At 53.4% G+C, this 2,200-nt stretch carries 2 protein-coding genes; both read left to right on the top strand.

Features of this window, described 5'->3' with window-relative positions; all coding sequences use genetic code 11:
* Positions 1 to 1,912: LPXTG cell wall anchor domain-containing protein (locus JUF11_RS12690; RefSeq protein WP_204119885.1), on the top strand; the 1,912-nt coding region annotated here is incomplete at its 5' end.
* A gap of 97 nt (positions 1,913 to 2,009) precedes the next feature.
* On the top strand, positions 2,010 to 2,180 hold the full coding sequence (locus JUF11_RS12685) for a hypothetical protein (RefSeq protein WP_204119884.1): 171 nt from the start codon (positions 2,010 to 2,012) through the stop codon (positions 2,178 to 2,180).
* The last annotated feature ends 20 nt before the right edge of the window (positions 2,181 to 2,200 follow it).

The following is a 2,200-nucleotide window of genomic DNA, read 5'->3' as shown; positions in this document are numbered from 1 at the left end:
TGACACAGGTGCTAAGGGTGATACCGGTGCAACTGGTGCAGCAGGACAATCGGCCTTCGAAGCCTGGAAGGATAACGGCGGTACTGACGCCAACGGCGATGGCGACATCGATGTTGACGACATGCTGCAAAACCTTAAGGGTGACACAGGTGCTAAGGGTGATACCGGCGCAGACGGTCAGAGTGCTTTCGAAATCTGGTTGTTGAATGGCGGCTCTGATGTCAACGGTGACGGCACAGTTGATCTAGCTGATTTCCTCGAAGGAAACAAGGGAGCAACTGGCGACAAAGGTGCAACTGGCGATAAGGGAGCAACCGGCGACAAAGGTGCAACTGGCGACAAAGGTGCAACTGGCGACAAAGGCACGACCGGCGACAAAGGTGCAACTGGCGATAAAGGTACGACCGGCGACAAAGGCACGACCGGCGATAAAGGTACGACCGGCGACAAAGGCACGACTGGCGATAAAGGCACGACCGGCGACAAGGGTACGACCGGCGACAAAGGGACAACCGGCGACAAGGGTACGACTGGCGACAAGGGTACGACCGGCGACAAAGGCACGACTGGCGACAAAGGCACGACCGGCGACAAAGGTACGACCGGCGACAAGGGTACGACCGGCGACAAAGGTACGACTGGCGACAAAGGTACGACCGGCGACAAAGGTGCAACCGGCGACAAAGGCACGACTGGCGATAAAGGTACGACCGGCGACAAAGGCACGACCGGCGATAAAGGCACGACAGGCGATAAAGGTACGACCGGCGACAAAGGCACGACCGGCGATAAAGGCACGACCGGCGACAAGGGTACGACTGGCGACAAAGGCACGACCGGCGATAAAGGTACGACCGGCGACAAAGGCACGACCGGCGACAAAGGCACGACCGGCGATAAAGGTACGACTGGCGACAAAGGGACAACCGGCGACAAGGGTACGACCGGCGACAAAGGCACGACCGGCGACAAAGGCACGACCGGCGACAAAGGCACGGCCGGGAATGGTGACTTATCAATTAAGATTACTCGTGTAGGTGTGCCTCTCCATGTTGATCCAACGAGTGACGCCACTGGTGATCCGACAGATGACCCAAGCGATAACAATGTAGTCCTTGGTGATGGCATTAAATCAATTAAGATTACTCGTGTAGGTGTGCCTCTCCATGTTGATCCGACGAGTGACACCACAGGTGATCCAACAGGTGATCCGACTGATGTTCCAAGCGATAACAATTTCATACCAGGCAATGGCATTAAATCCGTCACGATTACTCGAGTGGGCAAACCGCTGCATGTGGACCCGACAACAGGTACAACTGATCCGACTGGCGACCCGACCGATGATCCAAGTGATAACAATGCAACACTTGGTGATGGTATTAAGTCGATTACGATCACTCGGGTTGGCAAGCCGCTCCACGTTGATCCAACCGATGAAACAACAGGCGACCCAACAGGCGATGCAACAGGCGACCCAACAGGCGACCCAACAGGCGACCTAACTGGTGACCCAACTGGCGATCCTAACAATGTTCCGGATACCGACCTCGACGGCAACCCTACTGGAAATCTTGATGAAAATACCAATGACAACCAGGACGGCAATCCAGATGATAATCTCGCGGGCAACCCTGAAGGAGAGTCAAAAGATAATCCGATCGGCAACTCAAGTGATAACTCAAATGGCACGTCGACTGGCAACCATCAGAGTCGCTTCACTGGAACTGGCACGAATGGTAATGCTTCTGGTTCAGGTTCAAACGCACGGGCAAGCAAGTTGCCACAAACGGGCGAATCAAGCAATGCCGAAATGATCTTGGCTGGCGTAGGCTTGACAATGGTGGATGCCTTAGCTGCATTCGCAGTTGCCAAAAAACGGCGCGGTAAAGACGACGAACCGTTATACTAAACTCATGCAAGCATGAGCGCTGAACAAGCTGAGCATCTCAAGCAAACGAGATGGTCAGTTTGTTCTTACATATAAGTACTAAACGAGGTAAACACTTATGAAACAACTATCTATTATCATTACCTATCATAACGAGACGCCTGACCAAGTCCGGCGCGCATTTGCTAGCGTGACCATGCAAGTCGACGTGGATTTTAGTGATATTGAAGTCGCCCCCAGTTTACAATTCAAGTGCAACACCCTGACGACTAGACCAAAAAGGCCATGAAGACCTATTCTTGTTAGTAC

This window comes from Lacticaseibacillus suilingensis (assembly GCF_016861845.1).
Taxonomy (GTDB): Bacteria; Bacillota; Bacilli; order Lactobacillales; family Lactobacillaceae; genus Lacticaseibacillus; species Lacticaseibacillus suilingensis.
Note: the sequence above shows the minus strand (reverse complement) of the source record. Positions and strands in the feature narration are given on the sequence as shown.

Bases quoted from the DNA above. Each gene is read 5' to 3' on its own strand.
- JUF11_RS12685 (WP_204119884.1), top strand. From the start codon at position 2,010: ATGAAACAACTATCTATTATCATTACCTATCATAACGAGACGCCTGAC.